Source organism: Pseudanabaena sp. UWO311 (assembly GCF_006937785.1).
Classification (GTDB): domain Bacteria; phylum Cyanobacteriota; class Cyanobacteriia; order Pseudanabaenales; family Pseudanabaenaceae; genus Pseudanabaena.
The window spans coordinates 47,266-70,828 of the sequence record NZ_SJEE01000028.1; the positions used below are offsets into that span (position 1 = coordinate 47,266).

The following is a 23,563-nucleotide window of genomic DNA, read 5'->3' on the forward strand; positions in this document are numbered from 1 at the left end:
TACAAAAAGTACACCCTTAGAGTTGCTCCCTTGCGGGGAGCAACTCTAAGGGTGTGGGAATTTATTTTGCGTAAATCCTCATAAAAATTTCCTTGGTGGTTCTGTGTCATTTAATAGTAACTTCGGTATGGGCTTCGGCGATCGCCTCAACTTTACTGGAACCATTCACACCGCGAATTGTGTCAAAAGTACCTTTGATAAAACCTGCGATCGGCACAGCAACTAATAGCCCTAAAACTCCATTTAGCTTAAAGCCAATATCGAGGGAAATTAACATCCATACTGGATTTAGCCCTGTTAACTCTCCGACAATACGCGGCCCAAGTACATTTTCAACAATTTGAATAATTGCCACTGCAACTAGTAAAACCTTTACACCAAGCCAGAAATTCTGTAGAGCAATCAATAGGCTAACGGTGATAATCGTGCTAGAGCCACCAAGGGGAATTAAACTCGCAAGCCCTATGCCGAAGCCAAACAGCTGAGCAAGGGGAACACCTAAAATCAGCATGGCTGTGGTTTGGGAAATACCGAGGATTGTCGCTAAAGTCACCTGTCCGACAATAAAGCGCTCAAAATTGCGGGGCAGTAAATTCCGAACCTGATCGTTCCATTTTTGAGGTAGCCAACTAAGCAAGCCATTCCACAGAAATGAGCCACGCAGGACGAGAAAAATCGAGAATATCAACGTCAAAAAGATATTGACCAGACTACCGATCGCTCCAAAGACAATACTAAAAAGCTGGCTGGTTAGCGATCTTAAGACACCCGTTAACTTTTCGATTACTTGATTGAATGTGCTACTAATATCAATCGGTAATTGCTGCGCGATCGCCCAAGTCTCAAAAATTTGCAACTGTTGCTGCCCTGACTTAATCCATTCAGGTAGACGGACTATGAGTTCATTTGCCTGCGCCAAAATCAAAGGCACTAGAAAAATTGCTAATGTCCCCAGTACCATGAAAAATATCAGAATTACCAATCCCGCCGCAATACCCCGCTTGACCTTCAATTTGATCAGAAAGCGGATGGGATAATCTAGCAAAAACGAAATCACTGTCGCTGTGATCAGGATGCTGACTAATGGTTGCAATTCTCGACCAAGCAATAGCAATAACCAACCGTTCAGAAAAATTAACGGGAAAGTTAAGCCCAGAGAAAACCAACGAGGCAACTTATTGAGGGTCTCAATCATACAAAACAATTTGACGCGCTAGGTATCTACTTAAAATTGTGCGCTAAAAGTGTTGGTTAAAACACAAATTCACTAAAAGTTTCCCACAAAGCTTAAAAAACAAACGACTAGTGGCGATGCATCACCACTAGTCGTTTCATCCTAGATAAGCCTGACGAACTCTTTCATCAACTAATAAATCCGATGCTTGCCCTGCGATCGTAATTACTCCCGATTCCATTACATAGCCGCGATTAGCATGTTGTAAAGCTAATGTGGCATTTTGTTCAACCAATAAAATTGTTACTCCATCTTCATTAAGGCTAACAATGGTTTTAAAGATTTCTTTCACAATTTGCGGTGCTAGTCCCAAGCTAGGCTCATCTAGTAATAGCAACTTGGGGCGACTCATCACTGCACGGGCGATCGCTAGCATTTGCTGTTCGCCACCACTCAATGTCCCTGCTAATTGATCGCGCCGTTCACCGAGCCTCGGAAAAATCTGAAATTGCTTTTCGATATCTGCTTTAATCCCCCAGCGATCGCTTCGCAAAAATGCTCCTAGCTCCAAATTATCCAGCACAGTTTGTCTTGCTAATACTCGCCGCCCCTCTGGGCTATGGGCAATCCCAATTTTGACTATTTGATCTGGTCGTAGATTGGTAACGTTTTTGCCGTTATAAATAATCTGCCCCGATCGCTGTGAAACAAGACGAGAAATAGTGCGTAAAGTGGTCGTCTTACCTGCGCCATTAGAGCCAATCAAAGTCACGATTTCGCCTTCATTTATGGTTAAACTCACGTCTTGCAGAGCCTGAATTCCTCCATAGTTAACGCTTAGATTGTTAATGTCTAACACTTAATAATTACCTCCTACGCTGTAAAATCTTACCTATAAATCGACATTAACTCTAATTTCCTATTTAAAGTCATCCTAAATTAAACATCACTTCAAAGTTCAATTTATACCATTAATGAAATTCAGTATATTTTTAACATCAATTTTTATCATATTAGGATTTATTCTTTGTACAGCCATTGCCATCATTATAAATCCACATATTTTCACAAGCTTTTTCTCTAACTCCGCCACTAAACTTTTTTATGATATTGAGCATTATTCAAATTTAGCAATACATCAAACTTGTAATGCATTTTATCCCCTATGGTCGTGGCTAATTAATAGATTAGTAAAACCTCAAACAGTAGATGATGCTGCATTATATTTTCGTGTTTTTGGTAGCTTATTATCTTTGATGAGTATTCCCCTATTTCTATTTCTGCTATTACAAAATATCAAAAGCTATAAAATAATATCTTTAGTTGCAGCACTCTATGCAATGAATCCTCTTTCAGTCTTCAGAATGATTGGTTATACAGAAGGGGGTTTTTCTTTTTTAAGCCTGCTTTTTTTAATTATTCTAAGCAATTTTAAATCAACCTCAAAAACACCTGTTAAACAGGTTAAATCAATTTATCTATTGATACTTATATTTATTTTGTCTTTGTTGCTTTCATTAACAAGACCTTTTCTTATACAAGCAGCATTTGCTTGTGTATTTGCATTGGTCTCAATTTTAGTAATAAATAGATTTCAGAATAGTACAGACTCTTTAAAAATACTTAAAACCTATGGCATAGCAACCCTAGTAATTTGCCTTGGTTCTGCTGTTGGTTATTGTATCTATGGATATTATTGCTTAGAATCAAGAGGCGATTTTTTCGCCCCTTTTCATGATCAAAAAAATTGGGGTAAGCAATTAGGACTTTATCCTCATTTATTTTTTATTCCATTAACTTATGCTGATTTTATATCAATATATTTGCCATTTATATTATTAATTACATCATGGCTAATTTCTATCTCTACTAATATTAGAAAGCTAACTTTTGTCATTCCAAAGGTTTGGCAATGGATATTGCTTTTTGCCTATCCACCAGCTTTTTTAGCATTCTATGGCTCTGACTTTAAAAGAGGAAATTTTTCAAACAAAACAAATAATTTAAGTGGTATTAACTTAACTCATACAGCCAACAATCTATCCACTAGTTATACATTTTGGTTTTGTGTATATTTTGCTCTAATACATACAGTTATTATTGTTTTTAGTGACCAAAAGTTAACTAGCTTAAGACGTTTTATATTTGGAACTCCTTATTTCTTTTTTGCGATCGCCTATATAAGTCAATGTTTTCCATCGCGAAAAGTGAGTAAATTGCTTTTGTGGATACTAGGAATATCAAGTATATGGTTAGTGCAGTATTGGTTAGACTATGCTAACGGTATTTGGATTGGCTGATTAATCAATAAAAAAGCACCCCGTGCGGGGTGCTTTTTTATTAGGCTTTCCAGTTAACCCAGTCTTGAGGCTTCAAGAAGGTCTCATTTAGTTCAGCTTCAGGAGTATTTGGCTCAGGGTGATAGTCATAGTCCCAACGAACTAGGGGAGGTAAAGACATCAGAATTGATTCGGTGCGCCCATTTGTTTGTAGACCAAAGATAGTACCGCGATCGTAGACGAGGTTGAATTCTACATAACGTCCACGACGATATAGTTGCCATTGCTTCTCACGATCGCCATATTCCATATTGCGGCGACGATTAGCGATCGGGGTATAGGCTGGCAAGAAGGAATTACCACAACTATTGACAAAGGCAAAAATTTCTTCCCAAGTACGAGGTACATCTCCGACTTCGTCACTCATTACTTGAGCAGTTGTTGAGTCATTACTATTTTTGTAAAGTCCGTCTTCGCCATTTTGATAGTCAAAGAAAATGCCGCCTACGCCGCGAGTTTCGCCGCGATGCTTGAGGTAAAAGTAATCATCACACCATTGTTTGAACACAGGATAGTAGTGAGGATTGTGGCGATCGCAAGCAGCTTTAAGTGTGGTGTGTAAGTGTTTTGCATCTTCGCCAAAGCCATAGTAAGGGGTGAGGTCAAGCCCGCCGCCAAACCACCAGATTGGACCTGCTTCAAAATAGCGATAGTTAAGGTGAACTGTCGGCGCGTAAGGATTTTTAGGATGTAGCACCATCGAAGTCCCAGTTGCATAAAATGTTTCGCCTGCAACTTCTGGGTGATGGCGCAAAATAGCTGGGGGCAACTGGGAGCCAAATACCTCAGAAAAATTTACGCCGCCCTTATCAAAATAGTCACCATCGGTAATTACACGAGATCGTCCGCCGCCGCCTTCGGGTCTCTCCCATTGATCTTGCTTAAACGTTGCTTTGCCGTCTAGTTCTTCTAAACCTTGGCAAATGTTGTCTTGCAAGCCCTGCATGAACTGTTTCACACGAGTCTTAGAGTCAACAGGAACTTTGAGTAAAACCTTACTAGGAGCGACAGGGGCGATAGTCATAATCGTTTCGTATTAGTTTTCAGAGGTTGGACTTAAAATTTTTATAAGAGTTTGTGAGCTTAAGGAGTCTCAGCCTACTGGTGAGATTCCTTAAGCTCATTAAGAATTGCTATATCACTGTTAAATACTTTACATTTAGTCTGTGTTGCCTGGGGCAAATGTAAAGCATTGTGTAGCAAAATATCGCGATCGCTAACTCGTATCATAAAGTCAGCGCTTCGCGCTGACTTTATTAAAATCCCAACGATGCTAGATCTGCCAGAACAATTTCTAACTTTGCAAACACCACGATTGATTCTTCGTAAATTGGATATTACTGATGCTGCGGATATTTTTGCCTATGCCCATGATCCAGAAGTAAGTACCTACACTTTATGGGAAGCGCATCAGTCAATTAATGAGACTTATGAATATTTAAACAATTTTGTTTTTAAAATGTATCGCGATGGGACAGGAATGACTTGGGGAATAGTAGAAAAGGGAAGCAGCAAATTAATTGGAACTTGTGGCTTGCATGTTACACCTGTTCATCGAAGGGCAGAACTAGGATACACTCTGTCAAAGGATTATTGGGGGCAAGGCTTGATGACTGAAGCAGTAAATGTAGCGATCGCATTCGGCTTTCATGTGATGCAATTACTCAGGATTCAAGCTTATTGTGCTGTAGAAAATATAAGTTCGGCAAGAGTTCTAGAGAAATCAGGAATGCAGTTTGAAGGGATTTTGCATAATTATGTTTTCACTAAAGAACGTCCTTGGGATGTAAAGATGTATGCAATTACGCGATCGCATACATCTTTACATCCAGATTTTTTAATGTAACCTTTTATTGGTTAGTGTCATGAATTATTCGCGCTCGCCCAAAGCTCAAAAAATGATAGCCTCCGCGTAAAGGTTTCAGACAGCCAAAATCTGGAGCGCGAATAAATAAAGACACTAATTTTTATTGATTAATCTGTTGTCTCAACCAAACTCTAAACTCACGGATCAGTTTATTGTCATCTATTGATTCAGTCTGTTGTAAAAACTGATCGAGGATCTTATGAGAAACCATTGGAAAAGACAAACTAAATTCACTTTCCAAATATTCATTTTCCTGCAATTTGTAGATACCTATTCCCGAACTACTGTATCTCCATATTTCTGGCACACCTAAATCTCTGTAAATTGGGAACCTACGGCTGCTAGGACTAGTAATATCGACTTCAACGACTAAATCTGGAGGGGGATCAATTTCTAAATTTATCTCGCGTCCACGTATGCGATCGCTATTTTGAATATAAAAACAACAGTCTGGCTCAACTCCTACGCCTAAGTCTTCTCGGTTTAACGTTGTAGAACCAAATCCTCGAATGCTTAAATTTAATTCTTCAGTTAGAGTAATAATTATCCTTTCTAAAATGCAGTTAATTGTTTCATGCAATCCTAAAGGCATTTTTATTTCTAAAACTCCATGATGATAGGCTAGACGGGTAGAGCGATGGCTGCCCATATCAGTAAGCATCGCTTGATAAGTTTGCCAACTAATATTAGTTAGCACAGCTTTACCATTAGGTGATTCTACATCTTTTTTTTTGTAAGGGAAGGAAGTCGTAATCATCTAATCAATCTCCTGGCAACGTTATCCACAAATCATACTTTAAGATTTTGCTTCAGAACTTATACCAATAGTTTTAGCATATGAATAAGTCTATTTACAGCGTTTTGCGATAAAATCCAAACCAATAAAAGCTGTGAAAGTATTACAAGGCAACACTTTCACAGCTTTTAAGAAATTTATCGTGTTTCATCTGATCGGAAATTCCTGTAGGATTCTCCTGAATACAAAAAAGCCCTCGCTAAGCGAGGGCTTTTTTGATGATTAGTCAAAACCAAGTAGGTCGAAAATTTCGCGATCTTTTAGAGGTTGAGCGTAAAGTGGCTCAGCGTTTTCCAGCATACCTTTGGCAAGCTTCAGATATTCTTGCTGCACTTCTAGAACTTCAGGATCAGGATCCATTTCAAACACGGTGCATTTCTTCAAGCGACTGCGACGAATGGCATCGACGGTACGGAAATGTGCCAAGGTTTTTAGGCCAACGCGATCGTTAAACTTGTCGATTTGATCGGTTCCTTCGCTACGGTTGGCGATGATACCGCCCAAACGAACGCGATAGTTTTTCGCTTTAGATTGGATTGCAGCGACAATGCGGTTCATGGCGAAGATCGAGTCAAAGTCATTGGCGGTGACGATCAAGCAATAATGAGCATGTTGCAATGGCGCAGCAAAACCACCACAGACCACATCGCCCAATACATCAAAAATCACGACATCAGTATCTTCGAGCAGATGATGTTCTTTAAGAAGTTTAACGGTTTGCCCTGTGACATAGCCACCGCAACCAGTGCCTGCGGGTGGGCCACCTGCTTCGATACACATCACGCCATTATAGCCCTCAAACATGAAATCTTCTGGTTTCAGTTCTTCGGAATGGAAATCAACGGTTTCGAGAATGTCGATTACCGTGGGAACCATTTTCTTGGTTAAGGTGAAAGTACTATCGTGCTTAGGATCACAGCCGATCTGAAGTACGCGCTTACCAAGATGAGAAAAAGCTGCGGATAGATTGGAAGAAGTGGTCGATTTACCGATGCCACCTTTACCATAGACGGCGATTACCAAAGCTCCTTCAATTACCATTCCTGGCTCTTGATAAACTTGAACACTGCCTTCGCCATCTTCACATTTTGTAACTGATGGTGGATGCGCGGTTAAAACTGCCAAAATAGACTCCTATTAAAAATAATTGTTTATTTGAAGCTTGGTACATCGCACCAAACTTCATTTCTGTTTCTATTGACCAATCTGGGCTTTTGCATCGTAGAGAGTTTCTACGGTGATCGAAGTGATGCCGCGATCGCTAGCAAATTTCTCAGTATTACGCCTGATTTTGCCGCGAACAAAGAAGGGAATCTTCTTCAACTCAGCTTCACCATCAGCACTCCAAGTAATGCCCTCAATTGCTTGAGCAACAGGTGTGAGAACGGCTTGATTAGAGTTGTTTGTTAAGGCGATCGCATGATCAGTAGCGACTGATTCACTAGGTAGATCACGACGAGATTCTTGTGATGGTGCAGTATGCAAATGGCTCATATGACCTTCTGCAAACTCGAAGTCCTCTTTGAACATTCCAATCAAATGCTCTTCTAGACCCATCATCAAAGGATGTATCCAGCTATCAAAAATCACATTTGCGCCTTCCCAGCCCATTTGTGGTGAGTAACGAGCAGGTACATCTTGAACATGGATTGGTGCAGAAATTACCGCGCAAGGGATACCCAAGCGTTTGGCAATATGTCGTTCCATCTGAGTGCCAAGCACTAGTTCTGGAGCGGCTTCCGCAATTTTGGCTTCCACGGCAAGATAGTCATCACTAATCACAGCTTCAATTCCGTGCTTCTTGGCAACTTCGCGTACTTCCCGCGCGAACTCTCGGCTATAGGTTCCAATACCAACGAGGGTAAAGCCTAATTCTTCAGTTGCCATCCTTGCTGCCGCCAGAACATGGGTCGCATCACCAAAGATGAATACACGCTTGCCTGTGAGATAGGTGGAGTCAACTGATCTGGAATACCAAGGTAGTCTCGAAGCGCCCACTTCTGCTGCCGATGATACCCGCGCTGCATCCCAATTACCCAGAGTATCAGCATGCGATCGCGCTAGTGCTTGACTAACATCGATATCAGCAACTTTACCAATTTCAGCAATAAAGTCGCGAGTCGCTCCGACTCCGATAGGCACGGTTTTAATAATTGGTTGTCCAAAGCTACGGCTGAGCCAAGTACAAGTTGTCAGTGCTATTTCAGGGTAGAGACAAATATTAAAATCTGCATTTGGAATCCGCAGCAAGTCATCGGGTGTTGATCCCATCGGCGCAACGACATTTACGTCTACGCCGATCTCCGCCAATAACTTGATCACTTCGCGAATATCATCACGGCATCGGAAGCCTAATGCAGTTGGTCCTATTATGTTCGCTTTCGGACGGATATTAGGATCGCGTTTAGGACGTGGCGTATTTGGGGCTGGGACAACTGGTAATAGGAGTGTCCGAACTAGATGATACAGAGTTTCGCTTGCTCCCCAATTTTCTTTCTTAGAATAAGCAGGCAGCTCCAAACTTACAACTGGGATCGGCAGCCCCATGCTCTTGGCCAAGCCACCTGGTTGATCTTGAATTAACTCAGCTGTGCAACTTTCTCCAACGAGCATGACTTGAGGCTTAAATCTGTCATAGGCTTCGCGCACAGAAGTTTTAACCATTTCAGCCGTGTCACCACCAAGATCGCGAGCTTGAAAGGTGGTGTAAGTTACAGGCGGACGGCGATCGCGACGCTCAATCATCGTAAACAGCAAGTCGGCGTATGTATCGCCCTGCGGCGCATGAAGAACATAATGGACACCTTCCATTGCAGTGGCAATTCGCATTGCCCCCACATGGGGAGGGCCTTCGTAAGTCCAGAGAGTCAATTCCATAAGTTACTTCGATGAGTTTAGGTTACAAAAGCATAGTTAAGTAGGAGCGCTTCGCGCTCCTACTTAACTACACTGTTAATCTTCTGCGTCGCTCAAGCGGGCGAGCAAACAATTCAGCAAGGTCGGCAGCTTGGTCATACCCATGAATCGGTGAAAATACTAATTCGATTGACCATTTGGTAGCCATGCCTTCAGCTTCGAGAGGGTTGGCAAGTCCTAAACCACAGACTGTAATATCAGGACGAGCTTCCCGACATCGATCTAGCTGCTTCTCTACATCTTGTCCTTCTGATAGGACAGTTCCCTCAGGCAACAGGGCAATTTCTTTGTCCATCAACAGGCGATCAATATAGGGCATTCCCACCTCAACAAGTTCCATGCCACATTCTCTTGATAGAAAACGAGCTAAAGGAATTTCTAGTTGTGAGTCTGGGAATAAAAATGCTTTACGCCCTGTCAGCGCTTGACGATAGCGTTCTAAAGCTATTTTGGCTCGTTTGACAGGAGGCTCGATCGCTTCTTCAAAAACTTTGCTATCGATATTCCAAGCATCTGCTGCCGTTTTGAGCCATGCTGTTGTCCCTTCGATCCCTAAAGGATATGGTGATGGCAACAACGTTGCGCCGCGAGAAACAAGCGATCGCACCGTATCGCTTAAAAATGGCTGGGCAAGCAATAATTTTGTACCTTTACCCACTGGTGGCAGATTAGACGCACGACGAGGAGGAAAGAAATAAACGGGGCCAATACCCATTTTGTCAAATAGTCGGCGAAATTGATCTTCTACCACATCCGCCAGACTACCAACCACCATTAGCCCAGCTTCATCGCTGCGAGGTAATACTGGAACCATAGACCCCAGACAGGCATCTTCACCTTGGGTAAATGTTGTTTCAATTCCGCTGCCAGAATAATTGAGAATCCGAACTTTTGGAAAGAAACGCGTACTAAGTCTCTCTGCGGCTTTGGCAAGGTCGAGCTTAATTACTTCAGAGGGACATGATCCCACCAAAAACAACGTGCCAATATCTGGGCGACGTTCAAGCAACTGATCGACAACGCGATCAAGTTCTTCATTGGCATCTGCCAGCCCAGCAAGATCTCGTTCGCCGAGAATTGCTGTGCCAAATCTTGGCTCCGCGAAAATCATTACGCCTGCTGCTGATTGGATTAAATGGGCGCAGGTACGAGAACCGACTACCAGAAAAAAAGCATCCTGCATTTTGCGATGTAGCCAAACGATCCCCGTCAAGCCACAAAACACCTCTCTTTGTCCCCGTTCCTTAAGTACGGGAATATCAGCAGTAATTTTGACAGGTAATTCCGTGCAAGGCTCTAGAGCCATGTTTTGCTCTCCTTTTGGGCTAAATCCCTAGTTTTTTCTTAAAAGGCTATGTCCTAATTTTTATAGGGCTAGCCGATGTCTGCTGTAAAAGTGCGCGATCGCAACGCGATCAATAAATTAATTCTCTTTACTATATTTAGTAAAACCAAGAGACTGAGTAAAAAGTTGCAAAGGTTTACAGGAGTATAAGGATCTACAATCCTAATTATAGGAATTCTATGGGGATCGCAAGTAAATATACTTATTACAAGCTTGCTCAGAAATTCTATGGCTTGCTCATCACCACAAAATAACCGTAACTAAATGCTAGATTTTTGGACAAAAACCAGTGGGACTTGGATTAATGTTTTGGCGATCGCCTTCGGAACATTTTTAGGGCTAATCTTGCGTGGACGATTCCTGTCTCAGGTTTTACCAATTCTCAAACAAGCGATCGGGCTAATCACTATTTTTGTCAGTATTAATATGGCAAATAGTTTGCTCAAAGTCAAAGCTGGCGCTCTTGATGGTGTGATATTGTCTCTTGTTTCGTTAATTGTTGGCGGTGTAATTGGTGAATTAGGACAGATCGAGAAGCGTTTAGAATCGATTGGTGATTGGCTAAAAGCGAAATTCAAGGGCAAAGGGAAATTTACTGAAGGGTTTGTGGCGGCAAGTTTATTATTTTGTATTGGTCCCATGGCAATTATCGGCAGTCTCAATAATGGGCTGAGAGGTGATGATAATCTTTTGGCGCTCAAGTCGGCTCTAGATGGGTTTATCTCAATTGTATTTGCCAGCACTTACGGGATCGGTGTTGGTTTCTCCGCTTTGCCAGTTGCCCTATATCAAGGCAGTTTGTCACTTTTAGCAGGAAATTTAGCTCAAAGCTTACCTGATCCAGCTAATGCCCCATCGGTGTTAATTATTACTGGTGTCGGTGGCTTGATGTTGTTAGGGCTGGGCTTGAATTTATTAGAACTAGCCAAGGTAAGGGTTGCGTCTTTTTTGCCTGCTTTAGCGATCGCGCCTTTAGTGTACTGGCTAGCCGATAGTCTCAAATAATTTAACAGGATCTAAAGCATAAAAAGTAGGCATGTCGCGGAGCGACATGCCTACTTTTTATGCTTTAGATTGCTATAATTAGTTCAAGCTCCTCTGTGGCGTGCGTGACTACCGATAATGTGTCTTGATCGATAATTGTTTTCTAGGAGTCTTTGGCAGTCTTCGCCGCAGTATACCAGACCAGCATCTGGGAACTTAAGTTAGGCGTTGCGCCTCGGCTCCACCTGGTTTTACCGGGTCAAACAACTGAGGTAAGACGGCGTTGCGGAGGGGTGAAACCCTAAGTTTTTTAAAAGCGTCTCTGTGCAAGGCACAGAGACGCTTTTAAAAAACTTAGCGCAAATGCTTGCAATTATATGAAACCATGCTATAGTAGCTAAGCGAAACAACGCGGGGTAGAGCAGCCTGGTAGCTCGTCGGGCTCATAACCCGAAGGTCGATGGTTCAAATCCGTCCCCCGCCATTCAACAATCCTAATGCATGAAAGATAAGCCGCAAATATTGCGGCTTATCTTTCATGCATTAGTAATACTTCTAAATAGGTAGCCAACAACTACGCCAATAATCAAAGCCCAAATTTGACCAGATTTTACAAAATTATTCCAACCTTTGCCTAGGTCACCCATTACATCTTGCTTAAATTGTTGAGCAAGTAAATCCATATTTAAATGTGGATGTAAATCAGCAATATTGAAATGCAAATTCGCAGGAACATCTATTGCTGAAAGATGAGATAAGTCAGCGCTAGTCATACTAGTTACCAAAAGCTGGGCTTGGGATAAGTCAAACATAATATTTTAGTCTTAGGTTAATTTACTAGAGCTTGATCTTTGATATGCAGAACGACGAGGGTCATATCATCAGTATGAGTATGCCCTTCTCCAATAAAGTTTTGCACTTCTTGGAAGATGTAGTCAAGAATCATTTGTGGACGAGTTACATCATCAGAAAGAGGGAAACAATTTTGGCAAGCCCAGTCTAGAGCTTTACGAAGGTTTTCTTCGTCAAAGCGATCGCCTTCAGGACTTGCTGCCTCGGTGAAGCCATCAGTGTAATAGATGACGACATCGCCTGAATTGAGATGAGTGCTACTTTCTTCATATTTAGAGCCAGCTTCTAAGCCTATCAAAGCCCCCATCGTGTCAAGAGCATGTACTGATCGAGTCTTGGCTCGCCAATGTAATGCAGGAGTATGAGCCGCATTACTAAAAGCAAGAATTTGGGTTGCGGGATCGTACTCTGAATAAAACATGGTCACAAAGCGATGGGATTTCTCAAGATCCTCATACATCACCTCGTTGAGATGCTCCAAAATTTTACTGGGAGAATGATTATTTAATACTTCTGCTCGCAACATCCCCCTAGTCATGGTCATGATTAAGCCTGCGGGTACACCTTTACCCATAACATCACCGACGACAAAGCTCCAGCGATCGCCTTTTTGCATCGGGATAAAATCATAGTAGTCTCCACCAACTCGACTAGCAGTAGAACACTTAGCAGAGATTTCAATACCTTGAATTTTAGGACAGTTGCGTGGTAAGAGTTGGCGTTGAATTTCTGCGCCGATCTCCATCTCACGATCTTGACGCTCTTTTTTGATTAGTTCAGTTGTGAGTTCATGATTTTCTAAACCCACAGAAGTTTGATCGGCGACTAGGCGCATCAAAGTGCGCTTATTATCTGTCCAGATATAATCTGGCTTGCGACTAAATATATAAAGACGACCGCGCACTGCATTTTTGACTAAAACCGATGTACCGTACAAATGTACATCTGCTCCTAGATAACGGCTAACCATCTCATCAAGAGCGGTTGGACTACCTGTTAATACTTGTTGGATGGCACGTTCGATCGCAGTTCTTACTTGTTGCGCTTTCATGCCGCCTTGATTGCGCTCAGGACAATGCAGAGACTCTAGGCGCATTTGTCCACTAGCTTTAAACAAAATTAGCGCACCACCATCGGAGTCAGTAACACGGCTAGCGATTAGGGGGATTAATTCTAAAAATTGGTTGAGGTTACTAAAGCTGCGAAGAGCGTAACCCAAAAAGCTAAGCAGCTCATGGATTTTATTTTGATCCTGACTCATCCGTCTGAGCAGGTCTTTGAGATCCTTCATCACCATCACAGACGTATTGTCTATGTCTTGTGGTGGGAGTGATCTGTTTCTAGGTGGCAATGATAGAGACATACCAATGCTGCAACGCTAGGTGGTTTGAACTAAAGCTAATTTAGTCAAACAGTGTAGCCTTAGTTGGACAAAAAATAACAATCGATTTCAGCAATTTTCTAAAAGAGTTTTAGTGGCGCTTTGCGCCGCTAAAAAACTCGGCATAATTAAAAGCAACAAGCAAAAAGCTGTACCGACCGCTGCGCGGTCGGTACAGCTTTTTGCTTGTTGCTTTTAATTATGCCCAGCTACTTAAAACTAGTTACTTAGTAATGCTTCGACAAATTCGTAGCTAGAGAATGGTCGTAAGTCTTCAATACCTTCGCCAGCGCCGATAAATCTAATGGGCAGACCAAGTTGTTGCACTACTGCGATCGCTACACCACCCTTTGCTGTGCCATCTAATTTCGTCAGAATCACACCCGTAATCCCTGCGGATTGCGCAAAGATTTCCGCCTGTTTAAGTCCATTTTGTCCGAGTGTAGAGTCCAGAACCAGCAAAGATTCGATTTTGGAATCGGCAGATTTTTTATCAATAATACGGCGAATTTTGCTGAGTTCTTCCATCAAATTTTTCTTGTTTTGCAGTCTACCAGCAGTATCAACGAGTAAAAGTTCCGTACCTCTAGCTTGAGCAGAACTAATCGCATCAAAGACAACGGCTGCGGGATCAGCATTTTGGGCTGGGTTACAAATTACATCTACATTAGATCTTTGTCCCCAACTCTTGACTTGCTCAACAGCAGCAGCCCGAAATGTATCGGCTGCGGCTATGAGGGTTTTGTAGCCAGACTTAACACTGAGATGGGAAAGTTTACCAATAGTCGTAGTTTTCCCAGCTCCATTTACACCTGTAATCAACCAAATATTCAGTTGGTTTTTTTCAGGGATAAGCATTGGAATCGGTTCGCCACCTTTTTGCGCTGACACATCAAGCATCTCACGCAAAATTTGTTTCAGATAGGCGATCGCCTCTTCTGGAGGTAAAACTTCTTTACGAAGTTTATCTTGCAGCTTGGAAATAATTTGGTCAGTTGCTTTTACCCCAACATCTGCCTGCAAGAGTAAGGCTTCAATATCATCAACAGAGTCAGCACTGAGGGGGCCCTGTCCAACAATTGCCTTTAGTTGATTGACTAGAGACAAACGAGTTTTGTCTAAGCCTTGACGTAGGCGATTGAGCCATGTGATTTCTTCGACGGAGATTTCTTCAGGACGACGACCTTGTGATGCGAGAACTTCGGCTGACCAGATAAAATCATCATCAAATTTGATGGTCGCTTTGCGTCTGGATTGAACTGTGGGTTTAACTTCTGGCTCTGGCTCAACGATTGCGGTAGCTTCAAGGACAGCGATGCGGGCAAGGCGATCACTTTCTGACTGCATCCAAAAAGGCAATGCTTCAGACTCAGGGGTAATTGCTTCTGGGGAAACAACTCCGGAGATCGCAAGTTCAATCACAGGTTCAACTGATGCAGGAACTTTAGTGATTGTTTCTGGAGATATTTCTAAAGGAGACTCAGCCTCAATTAATGGATCTGGTGTTGCAAATGCCCCAGTAATGTCTAGCTGAGATTCAACAATTGCAGGTTCGACAACCTGCAATTCAGGGGCGATAACTTCATGCTCACTAATTTCTAGAGTAACATCTGCTTCTATAATCTCTGGCTGATCAATTTCTGCCTCGGCAGCCTTGACCTCTGACTCACTAGTGTCTGGTATAGATTCAACAATTTCAAGATCAGCAATCTTTGCTTCTGGCTCAGTAATTTCTGGCTCTGGGTTTTCTGCTTCAGATGCTTTTTCCTCAGCAACTTCTGCCTGTTGCTGCACATTGGCATAGGCTGCCTTAGCCCAATTTAATAAATCTTGAGATGCTGGCGATGCGATCGGGCTAGGCTCGTCAACAGTTTTAGATTCAGGCGCTTTTTCTTCAGTTTGGGCTGGCTCTACAGGTTGATTAGTTGCATCTTTGTCATCATCAAACTTTCGCCGAAACCAGTTAAACACCATACTAATAACCTCGCGCAATGCCTCAATCTATAACAAATTTAATGCAAGTTTTAGAGAGCTCTAAGCTATATCTGAAACTACTATTAAATCTATTATCAGCTTACTAAGATAGTTTACGGTGTCTGGGTTATTAGCACTGAATCAGATCTAGACGGTTTTCCGAAGTCCATAAAAAAAGAAGCGACGCAAAGCGTCGCTTCTTTTTTTATGGGTTTACTTCTTTTTGATATCTTTTGCCATGTTTAAGAAGATATCCATGCTCGAATCTACACGAGTATTTAGTTTCTTGGGCTCAAATGTAGATTGAGGAGTTGGTTCAGAAGGCTGATTATTCGTTGGCTCTATTTTTGCATCTTCTACTTTTTCAGTTGCCGTGAAAGCGCTGGTAATGTCAGCCCCCTTGACCCCATTAATGGTAGGGAATGTTCTTCTAACAGCTTTTGGTGTGCGCATGTAGTCAATATCGCCAAGAGTTTTTGCCGAATCTTGATCTAGGAAGAAAGAAGATTCCTTATTCTCAGATTCGTCTTTTTTATCCTTTTTGCCAAATAAGCCGAAAAGAGCCATGTATTTATACCTATTTTTCTAAAATTTAGTCGAATTTGTTTTTATATTGCGTTATGTAACATTTTAGCAACATTCTGGGCATTAGCGATCGCAATGATTTTTAGCAATAAAAAAGCAGCACTAAGTGCTGCTTTTTTATTAACGGCGCAAAAGCGACTGTTTACTTACAACCTGTAGTTAGCATTGTTAATGCGCTCACGTCCCATGGACTCATCAGGCTTTTTGAGAGTGAACTTGTCAGCATTTGCTTTGATCAGATCTTTTTGCGATTCGTTTAATCCAGCAATTTTTAGTACATCATCTAGCGAGTTGTAAGGCGAATTTTCAATGATGATGCGCCCCAAGGTGGGATACATGCCACGTACTTGGCGAAAAGTGTTGATGTTAGCGTTATTTAGGTCGATTTTGCTAAGATCCTGTGTGTAAAAATTGGTAGCAGGTAATTCTTCGGCAAATGCAGCGTTACTGCCAAAAGAACCTAAAAAGCCAGTTGTCAAAATTGACGCGATCGCCACTAATAAAACAGAAAAGCGTATAAGTGCTTTCATGCCTAAAATCTCTCTATTAAAAAAATAATTTATTCACTTTCGAGATTAGCAGAAAAGTGGAAACCCAAAGCCTTAGGGCTTGCAAATAGAGAATATGTAAATAATTGTCTCTATTTGTTAACATTTCTTAATAAAAATCGAGAACATCTCAAAATTCGATAAATAAGCCTAATACTCTTCACTGTAATGATCCCAGTCGTAGTCTTGAAGCTTTTAGCGATCGCCTAGGTTTAAGTAACTATAAACAACTACAGAGTCGGTAAGTGTCCATAGGTAAAATGACTGTCTAGAAAATGGGTGGGTAATTACAACGGTTACTTTTGAATATGTTAAGTCTCGAAAACTTCCCTTGGCTCACGTTTATCATTGCCTTTCCCATAGTTATGTCCCTCATGATTGCCTTTGTGCCAGACAAAGGTGATGGCAAAACCATTCGCTGGTTTGCGCTCGTCGTGGGACTGATTGACTTTGCAGCGATCGCCTATGCATTCTGCACAAAGTATGACTACAGCAACCCCAACCTCCAGCTCGCAGAGAGCTATTCATGGGTTCCACAACTGGGGCTAAATTGGTCAGTTGGCGTTGATGGACTTTCGATGCCTTTGGTCTTGCTGACTGGATTTATCACCACATTAGCAATCTTGGCATCCTGGCCCGTCACCCTGAAGCCACGCTTATTTTACTTTTTGTTGCTATCGATGTATGGCGCACAAATCGCCGTATTCGCGGTACAGGATATGCTGCTGTTCTTCCTAACATGGGAATTAGAGCTAATCCCTGTCTACCTATTGCTATCGATCTGGGGAGGCTATAAGCGACTATATGCCGCTACGAAGTTTATTCTTTACACAGCGATCGGCTCGCTGTTTATCCTTGTAGCTGGGCTTGCTATGGCATTCTATGGTGATACTGTCACCTTTGATATGACAGCCCTCGCCAATAAAGACTATCCGCTCACATTCCAATTGCTAGCCTACGGTGCATTCTTGATTTCCTATGGAGTCAAACTGCCAATTTTTCCTTTGCATACATGGCTACCCGATGCTCACGGGGAAGCAACAGCACCAGTTCACATGCTCCTTGCAGGTATCCTGCTAAAAATGGGTGGTTATGCCCTGATGCGGATGAATGCAGGGATGTTGCCTGAAGCCCATGCTTACTTTGCACCGATCTTGGTAATCTTGGGGATCGTGAATATTATTTACGCGGCGCTTACATCTTTTGCACAGCGCAGCCTCAAACGCAAAATCGCCTATTCATCGATCTCACACATGGGATTTGTATTGATCGGTTTAGCCTCATTTACCGATCTCGGTACTAGCGGCGCAATGTTGCAAATGATTTCGCATGGACTAATCGGCGCGAGCTTATTTTTCTTAGTTGGAGCAACCTACGATCGCACCCATACTTTAATCCTTGATGAGATGGGCGGTGTTGGTCAGCAGATGCCGAAAATCTTTGCGATGTTTACTACTTGCTCCCTCGCGTCTCTGGCTTTGCCAGGGATGAGTGGTTTTGTGGCGGAGGTGATGATTTTTGTCGGTTTTGCCACTAGCGATGCCTATAGCGGTACATTTAAAGTTATTGCTCTATTGCTGATGGCAGTGGGTGTGATTTTAACTCCCGTATATTTACTATCAATGTTGCGTGAAATTTTCTACGGTAAAGAAAATACTGAACTCACATCACATCAAGATCTTGTGGATGCAGAACCTCGTGAAGTATTCATCATTACTTGTCTGTTGATTCCGATTATTGGGATTGGCTTCTATCCCAAAATCGTGACTCAAATCTATGATTCGACTACGACTCAGTTAGCGACAACTCTACGTGATGCGGTTCCTGCCCTTGCTAATAAACGTGATAACAAACGTTTGGCAAGTCTACAGGCTCAGGCTGCACCAAGTTTAAGCAAATAGAAAAAGAAGGCTCGCTAAGCGAGCCTTCTTTTTTTTGTATGAGCGGCGGCAAAAAGCGCCGCCTCTTATACCAAAACACAAAGTGGCGCAGCCATTTTGTGTTTTTAAAACCCTTACAGAGTTTGGTTTTTAATTCACAGAAGTGTTGCCACACTTTTGTGAATTGGTATTACTCTTTAATTTTTTGAAAGAAGTCTCGCTAAGCGAAACTTCTTCTATTTTGCGAGAGGCGGCGCGAAGCGCCACCTATTGTCTTTTGGGTTTTGAGTAGCTTTTTGTCAAGCATTGCTAAAAACCAAGATAAAATCTTAATTTAGTTGCAGCAATTTATTTTAAAATTCCGATCGCATGATTTTCCCTGAGTATTCTGACTTTATTGAACTTGCTAAGCAGGGCAACTTTGTACCTGTTTATATGGAACTGGTTGCAGATCTTGATACACCTGTATCGGCTTGGTATCGAGTATGTCAAGGTCAGCCCTATAGCTTTTTATTAGAGTCAGTCGAGGGCGGAGAAAGACTTGGTCGCTACAGTTTACTGGGTTGCGATCCTCTATGGGTATTAGAAGCCAGAGGCGATCGCACTACGCAGACATTTCGTAATGGCAATATGAAAGAGTTTGTGGGCAATCCTTTTCAGCATTTAAATAATTGCCTCGCGTCGATAAAACCTGTTCATTTACCTGAGTTACCGCCAAGTTTGGGAGGACTATTTGGTTATTGGGGCTACGAATTAATTAATTGGATCGAGCCAAAAGTACCTGTTTATTCTTGCCATGCAGGGGATACTCCTGACGGTGTATGGATGCAGGTAGATAGTTTGCTGGTATTCGATCAGGTCAAGCGCAAGATTTGGGCGATCGCATATGCGGATTTGAGTAACGGTGAGTCTCCTGAAGCTGCTTATAAATCGGCTTGTGATCGCTTGACAGTGTTGGTGGATAAACTGCGATCGCCTTTAGACCGCAAAAAAACGGCGATTACTTGGACAAATCCTCGCTTGCAGCCACCTGTAAGCTATACGAGCAATGTTACTCGCGAGAAATTCTGCAAGGCTGTAGAGCAGGGTAAAGAGCATATTAAGGCCGGCGATATTTTTCAAGTTGTGCTTTCACAACGCTTAACCACAGAATTTAAGGGTGAGCCATTTAGTTTGTATCGCTCTTTGCGGGTAGTTAATCCTTCGCCTTATATGGCATTTTTTAACTTTAAGGATTGGCAGCTAATCGGTTCTAGTCCTGAGATTATGGTCAAGGCAGAAGTGATCGATGGAATATCACGTACAGTTTTACGCCCGATCGCAGGGACAAGACCTAGAGGTTCGACACCTGCGGAAGATGCAGAACTTGCCAAGGATCTGCTAGCTGATCCGAAGGAAGTTGCAGAACATGTGATGCTGGTGGATCTAGGCAGAAATGATCTCGGTCGTGTTTGCAAAAGTGGCACGGTGAAGGTCGATGAATTAATGTCGATTGAGCTTTATTCCCATGTGATGCATATCGTCAGCAATGTCGTTGGGGAGATTCGTCCAGAAAAAACAGCTTGGGATTTGCTTCAGGCTTGTTTTCCTGCGGGTACAGTCAGTGGTGCGCCGAAAATTCGAGCAATGGATATTATCCATAACTTGGAATGCGATCGCAGAGGAACTTATGCTGGAGCCTATGGCTACTATGACTTTGAAGGACAGCTAAATACTGCAATCACAATTCGGACGATGGTAACTAAGGATGGAACTGCTAGTGTTCAAGCTGGCGCTGGCGTAGTCGCCGATTCTGATCCTGAGAAGGAATATCAAGAAACCTTGAATAAAGCAAAGGGAATGCTGGAGTCATTACGCTGTTTGGGATAGTAAACAATTAAGGAGGTTCGCTAATGCTAGTTCAAACGAAACGCTTTACGATCGCAGAATATCATCGTCTAGATGATATTGGGCTTTTACAAAAAGAGAATCATGAAGCTCGGACTGAGTTAATTAGAGGAGAAATTGTATTTATGGCTGTGAAGGGAACAAAGCATACAGTTTGTTGCAGTAACGTCAATCGAGAGTTAAACAAATTGGTTGCCGATCGCGCAATTATTCGTTGCCAAGATCCGATTTTGTTGCCGCCTGATGGTCAGCCTGAGCCAGATTTTGTAATTGTCCGCGATCGCTCTGATAACTACCTAGATGGACATCCTCTGCCTGAAGATATTCTGTTAGTAATCGAAATCGCTGATTCTTCGCTAATTTATGATCGCGATGTCAAAGGGGCTATGTATGCTGAAGCTGGGATAAGCGATTATTGGTTATTTAATTTGGGTGATAATCGATTGGAGGCTTATAGTGAGCCTTATTGTGATGCTCAAGGGAAAGGGAACTATACTCAAAGAAGATATATGTTCTCGCATCAACAGATCTCTATCCCTGCTTTTCCCGATTTACAAATGGAAATTAGCAAAATTTTGTCAAATATTAGCTCGAATTTTACATAATGACGAAACCTCTATTGATTGTTGGTAGTGATACGGGTGTGGGTAAGACTGTTTTAACGGCGGCTTTGGCGGCTTATTGGTTGACCTATCGCGATCGCAATGCATCCCCAAACACCCCTAGTACATCTCTAGGCATTTATAAACCTTTGCAATCGGGAGAAGGCGATCGCGAGTTTTATAATCAGACTTTTAATCTTTCACAAACCCTTGCTGAAATTACCCCTTTGTATTTTGAAACGCCGATCGCACCTGCGATCGCGGCTCACAAAGAAGGGAAACCCATTGATTTAGGATTGATTTGGCAGCAGTTCCAAAAATTGCAACAACAAAAGGAATGTTTATTAGTTGAATCTATGGGTGGTTTAGGCTCGCCGATTACGGATGAGTATATCGTGGCGGATTTGGCGCGAGATTGGGCTTTGGAGGCAATTTTAGTTGTACCTGTGCGTTTGGGAGCCATCTCTCAGGCGATCGCAAATGCTGCCTTGGCAAATCTGCAAAAGGTGAAGCTCCGAGGAATAGTGCTGAGTTGTTCTCAAGTTTATACGACCGAAGAGATAGAGCAACTTGCACCACCGCAGATGATTTCTCGACTTGCTTCAGTTCCTGTTTTGGGAATTCTGCCTTATGTAAACGATTTAAGTGATATTTCGCAATTGTCTCTTGCAGCTTCAGAGTTAGACATCGAAAGAATTCTGATTTAGTAAATGCGATCACCAATAAACCAAGAACTCAAGTTCTTGGCTAAAAGCTCAAGTCCACTGAAGTGGACTAAACAATAATGTTAATTAACCCGTTTCAACGGGTTTGAGCTTTTAGCCCGCACTTGAGTGCTGGGCTACGAGGCACATACTACATACTAATGATATAAATGAAGCTATGTATGATCGCCTTACTTCTATAGCTTTTCTCAAGCAAATTTCTGCCGATCACCAAAATGATGATCGCAGCGAAATTGTCGTGACTTTAGGCGATCGTCCGATTACTTTGGGGCGCGATCCTATTTGTGAAGTGGCGATTGATATTAATATGTATGGCTCAGTGTCGCGTCGCCATGCTGAGATTCGTGCCATTTTTGTGAGACAAAAGTTCGAGGGTTGGGAAATTTGTGATCTCGACAGCGCCAATGGCACGTTTATCAATGATCGCCGTTTATATAGTTGCTATCCGCTTAAGCATGGCGATCGCATTCAGTTAACGAAAGATGGTCCTCAATTTGTATTTGAACTAGAGACTTGTCCTGACACAACTTTAGGAACCAATTACAAACTGCGTCCGCGATCGCAAATTACAAGCATTACACTAACTAAGCTATTGCCAATTTTTTCAAAGGATAACAATCTTTGGAAAAAAGCCTATCTCTTGCCAGGGATCTTAACAGTAGGGTTTGTGGTGATGATGTTTGCTTTTTTGGGGCAACCGCAGTTATTTAATCTAACAATTTCGGTATATATCAGCCTAGCAGCCTATTATTTTGTCTATCAACTTTGTGGCAAGAATAAGCCTTGGTGGGTGATTTTAGGAGCGGCGGTATTTACGGCTGCGATTCTCAGAAGTCCAATTTTGAATCTTTTTCTATGGTTCTTTTATAAGGTTTTACCAGGTACTGCACCGACAGGGCAGGTTAGCTTTATCAGTGTATTGATTGCCATGTTTTTTGGGGCAGGCTTAATGGAGGAATTGCTCAAGGCTTTGCCGATATTTGCGCTTTGGTTTATGGGGTTGCGATTGGGAAAGAAATGGCGATCGCGTTTTGGCATTAGTGAGCCATTGGATGGAATTTTGATTGGTGCAGCTTCGGCTGTAGGTTTTACATTGACAGAAACTCTGGGGCTATATGTACCGAGCATTGTCCAAAGTATCAGCAGTCAAGCGGGTAGTCCAGAAATAGCCGAGCTTACAGGTCTGCAATTATTGATTCCCCGTGTGCTTGGCTCAGTGGCGGGGCATATGGCTTATAGCGGTTATTTCGGTTATTTCATCGGTCTAAGTATCATGAAGCCTTCGCGTCGTTGGCAAATTCTGGCGATTGGATATCTCAGTTCGGCTCTGCTTCATGCGCTTTGGAATACAAGTGCCTTAGTAAGTTTTTGGCTTTTGGCAATAGTAGGTGGGATTTCCTATGCATTTCTGGTTGCCGCAATTCTCAAAGCCCACAGTTTTTCTTCAAAGGTATAAGAGAGGCAAGCCCAAACCACAAAGAGAAGTGACGGCACGAAGCGCTATTACTTCTCTTTGTGGTTTGGGCTTGCGAAGTAACATTTTTAAAAGAATCTATTGTGGTTCGTTGGTTCAGAAATTGCTTTACAGCAAATACCGATCAAACCCGCCACAAAAGAAGCTAACTAAAAGGGTCGAAGCAGAGACCACAATGATGAAACCAATTAAGAGCATCTTCATCAGTAATAGAATTAATAGCCATAGTAATTG

20 protein-coding genes, 1 tRNA gene and 1 other RNA gene are annotated in these 23,563 nt (G+C 42.3%); 10 read left to right on the forward strand and 12 right to left on the reverse strand.

The window, feature by feature from the left end; genetic code table 11:
- Nucleotides 1–106 precede the first annotated feature (106 nt).
- Entirely contained in the window at nt 107–1,195 is a 1,089-nt protein-coding gene (locus PseudUWO311_RS18220; RefSeq protein ID WP_142656657.1) for an AI-2E family transporter, read from the reverse strand.
- Between the two features lie 136 nt (nt 1,196–1,331).
- Nucleotides 1,332–2,033 carry an ABC transporter ATP-binding protein gene (locus PseudUWO311_RS18225; RefSeq protein WP_142656658.1) on the reverse strand — a complete coding sequence of 234 codons (702 nt, stop codon included), beginning with the start codon at nt 2,031–2,033 and terminating at the stop codon, nt 1,332–1,334.
- Nucleotides 2,034–2,148: 115 nt separating this feature from the next.
- Between PseudUWO311_RS18225 and PseudUWO311_RS18230 the strand changes: the two genes are divergently transcribed.
- Entirely contained in the window at nt 2,149–3,474 is a 1,326-nt protein-coding gene (locus PseudUWO311_RS18230) for a hypothetical protein (protein WP_142656659.1), read from the forward strand.
- Nucleotides 3,475–3,514: 40 nt separating this feature from the next.
- Here PseudUWO311_RS18230 and hemF read toward each other — a convergent pair whose 3' ends face one another.
- Complete coding sequence (hemF, locus tag PseudUWO311_RS18235; protein WP_142656660.1) at nt 3,515–4,537, reverse strand: oxygen-dependent coproporphyrinogen oxidase; 1,023 nt, start codon at nt 4,535–4,537, stop codon at nt 3,515–3,517.
- A gap of 246 nt (nt 4,538–4,783) precedes the next feature.
- On the opposite strand from hemF, the gene PseudUWO311_RS18240 reads away from it, so the two are divergent.
- Nucleotides 4,784–5,359, forward strand: coding sequence for a GNAT family N-acetyltransferase (locus PseudUWO311_RS18240; RefSeq protein WP_142656661.1), 576 nt, complete (start codon nt 4,784–4,786; stop codon nt 5,357–5,359).
- Between the two features lie 121 nt (nt 5,360–5,480).
- Here PseudUWO311_RS18240 and PseudUWO311_RS18245 read toward each other — a convergent pair whose 3' ends face one another.
- The 4 genes from PseudUWO311_RS18245 to PseudUWO311_RS18260 form a co-directional block, all read right to left on the reverse strand.
- Nucleotides 5,481–6,137, reverse strand: a complete 657-nt coding sequence (locus tag PseudUWO311_RS18245; protein ID WP_142656662.1) for a Uma2 family endonuclease — start codon at nt 6,135–6,137, stop codon at nt 5,481–5,483.
- A gap of 261 nt (nt 6,138–6,398) precedes the next feature.
- Nucleotides 6,399–7,301, reverse strand: coding sequence for a ferredoxin:protochlorophyllide reductase (ATP-dependent) iron-sulfur ATP-binding protein (gene bchL / locus PseudUWO311_RS18250; RefSeq protein WP_142656663.1), 903 nt, complete (start codon nt 7,299–7,301; stop codon nt 6,399–6,401).
- Between the two features lie 69 nt (nt 7,302–7,370).
- Complete coding sequence (gene bchB / locus PseudUWO311_RS18255) at nt 7,371–9,053, reverse strand: ferredoxin:protochlorophyllide reductase (ATP-dependent) subunit B (protein WP_142656664.1); 1,683 nt, start codon at nt 9,051–9,053, stop codon at nt 7,371–7,373.
- Nucleotides 9,054–9,120: 67 nt separating this feature from the next.
- On the reverse strand, nt 9,121–10,398 hold the full coding sequence (locus tag PseudUWO311_RS18260) for a ferredoxin:protochlorophyllide reductase (ATP-dependent) subunit N (RefSeq protein WP_142656665.1): 1,278 nt from the start codon (nt 10,396–10,398) through the stop codon (nt 9,121–9,123).
- A 303-nt stretch (nt 10,399–10,701) separates the two neighbouring features.
- Here PseudUWO311_RS18260 and PseudUWO311_RS18265 point away from each other — a divergent pair, with 303 nt between their 5' ends.
- From PseudUWO311_RS18265 to PseudUWO311_RS18275, 3 genes are all read left to right on the forward strand, one after another.
- Nucleotides 10,702–11,442 carry a DUF554 domain-containing protein gene (locus tag PseudUWO311_RS18265; protein ID WP_142656666.1) on the forward strand — a complete coding sequence of 247 codons (741 nt, stop codon included), beginning with the start codon at nt 10,702–10,704 and terminating at the stop codon, nt 11,440–11,442.
- An 87-nt stretch (nt 11,443–11,529) separates the two neighbouring features.
- Nucleotides 11,530–11,717, forward strand: a non-coding RNA gene (gene ssrS, locus PseudUWO311_RS18270) — 6S RNA.
- Nucleotides 11,718–11,831: 114 nt separating this feature from the next.
- Nucleotides 11,832–11,905 (forward strand) — tRNA-Met (locus PseudUWO311_RS18275).
- Between the two features lie 52 nt (nt 11,906–11,957).
- On the opposite strand, the gene PseudUWO311_RS18280 is transcribed toward PseudUWO311_RS18275, so the two are convergent.
- The 5 genes from PseudUWO311_RS18280 to psbU form a co-directional block, all read right to left on the reverse strand.
- On the reverse strand, nt 11,958–12,233 hold the full coding sequence (locus tag PseudUWO311_RS18280) for a hypothetical protein (protein ID WP_223807632.1): 276 nt from the start codon (nt 12,231–12,233) through the stop codon (nt 11,958–11,960).
- A gap of 17 nt (nt 12,234–12,250) precedes the next feature.
- The gene (locus PseudUWO311_RS18285; protein ID WP_142656667.1) at nt 12,251–13,636 is read right to left on the reverse strand and encodes a PP2C family protein-serine/threonine phosphatase; all 1,386 of its coding nucleotides are present in this window, start codon (nt 13,634–13,636) and stop codon (nt 12,251–12,253) included.
- 237 nt (nt 13,637–13,873) lie between these two features.
- Nucleotides 13,874–15,628, reverse strand: a complete 1,755-nt coding sequence (gene ftsY / locus PseudUWO311_RS18290; protein ID WP_142656668.1) for a signal recognition particle-docking protein FtsY — start codon at nt 15,626–15,628, stop codon at nt 13,874–13,876.
- 213 nt (nt 15,629–15,841) lie between these two features.
- A complete protein-coding gene (locus PseudUWO311_RS18295; protein WP_142656669.1) occupies nt 15,842–16,195 on the reverse strand; it encodes a hypothetical protein in 354 nt (117 codons plus the stop codon).
- A 164-nt stretch (nt 16,196–16,359) separates the two neighbouring features.
- Complete coding sequence (psbU, locus tag PseudUWO311_RS18300; RefSeq protein WP_142656670.1) at nt 16,360–16,743, reverse strand: photosystem II complex extrinsic protein PsbU; 384 nt, start codon at nt 16,741–16,743, stop codon at nt 16,360–16,362.
- Nucleotides 16,744–17,069: 326 nt separating this feature from the next.
- Here psbU and PseudUWO311_RS18305 point away from each other — a divergent pair, with 326 nt between their 5' ends.
- The 5 genes from PseudUWO311_RS18305 to PseudUWO311_RS18325 all read left to right on the forward strand — a co-directional run bounded on the left by PseudUWO311_RS18305 (nt 17,070) and on the right by PseudUWO311_RS18325 (nt 23,311).
- A complete protein-coding gene (locus PseudUWO311_RS18305) occupies nt 17,070–18,662 on the forward strand; it encodes an NAD(P)H-quinone oxidoreductase subunit 4 (RefSeq protein WP_142656671.1) in 1,593 nt (530 codons plus the stop codon).
- Between the two features lie 348 nt (nt 18,663–19,010).
- A complete protein-coding gene (trpE, locus tag PseudUWO311_RS18310; protein ID WP_142656672.1) occupies nt 19,011–20,510 on the forward strand; it encodes an anthranilate synthase component I in 1,500 nt (499 codons plus the stop codon).
- Nucleotides 20,511–20,533: 23 nt separating this feature from the next.
- A complete protein-coding gene (locus tag PseudUWO311_RS18315) occupies nt 20,534–21,133 on the forward strand; it encodes a Uma2 family endonuclease (RefSeq protein WP_142656673.1) in 600 nt (199 codons plus the stop codon).
- Entirely contained in the window at nt 21,133–21,837 is a 705-nt protein-coding gene (gene bioD, locus PseudUWO311_RS18320; RefSeq protein WP_142656674.1) for a dethiobiotin synthase, read from the forward strand. Before PseudUWO311_RS18315 ends, bioD begins: the two co-directional genes overlap by 1 nt.
- 175 nt (nt 21,838–22,012) lie before the next feature.
- Nucleotides 22,013–23,311, forward strand: a complete 1,299-nt coding sequence (locus tag PseudUWO311_RS18325) for a PrsW family glutamic-type intramembrane protease (RefSeq protein ID WP_142656675.1) — start codon at nt 22,013–22,015, stop codon at nt 23,309–23,311.
- Nucleotides 23,312–23,563 lie beyond the last annotated feature (252 nt).